1 protein-coding gene is annotated in these 587 nt (G+C 67.3%); it reads right to left on the bottom strand.

Features of this window, described 5'->3' with window-relative positions; translation table 11 throughout:
- On the bottom strand, positions 1 to 587 hold a 587-nt coding region (locus KUM32_RS35795), incomplete at both ends, for a Fic family protein (RefSeq protein ID WP_217146087.1).

The following is a 587-nucleotide window of genomic DNA, read 5'->3' as shown; positions in this document are numbered from 1 at the left end:
CGGTGACCTGGCGCTCGGAAACGTCAAGGGCGTCCCGCTGCTCGTCGAGCTGGAGCCAGCACCCGTTGGATCGGTTCACGCGGTGTTGCACGCTCTGGGTCTGCTCGTGATAGGCGCGCAGATTGAACCGCATCCACGGAGCGGTGTCCCGCTTCGGGCTGTAGACGGGCCCACCGACCTCGCGCAGCACCTTGTAGTAGTCCCATGTGTGACCGGGCATGCCCAGCCATGCCTCGATGGAGGAGAACTCAGGCGCGAGGACACCTTCTCGGGAGATCAGAAGGGTTTGCAGGGAGCGGGACATGCGGCCGTTGCCGTCCACCCACGGGTGGATCTTGACGAGGTTGAGGTGTGCCATCGCGGCGCGGACCAGCGGGTCGGCGTCCAGGTCGCCCGTGTTGAGCCAGTCGACCAGCTCGCCCATCAGGCCAGGCACATCATCCTCGTGCGGTCCCTCGTACTCCGTCGCGTGCGGGTCGCCGACCGCGGTGATGTAGATCGGCCCCCGCCGCCACTGCCCGGCGAGCTTGTGAGGGTGGTGGTGCCCCTGCAGCATCCAGTGCAGGGCGTTGAGCAGGCCCTTGGGG

It is taken from the genome of Streptomyces sp. AC627_RSS907, assembly GCF_019049165.1.
The sequence above is the reverse complement of the archived record's forward strand: the minus strand, read 5'-3'. Positions and strand labels throughout refer to the sequence as shown.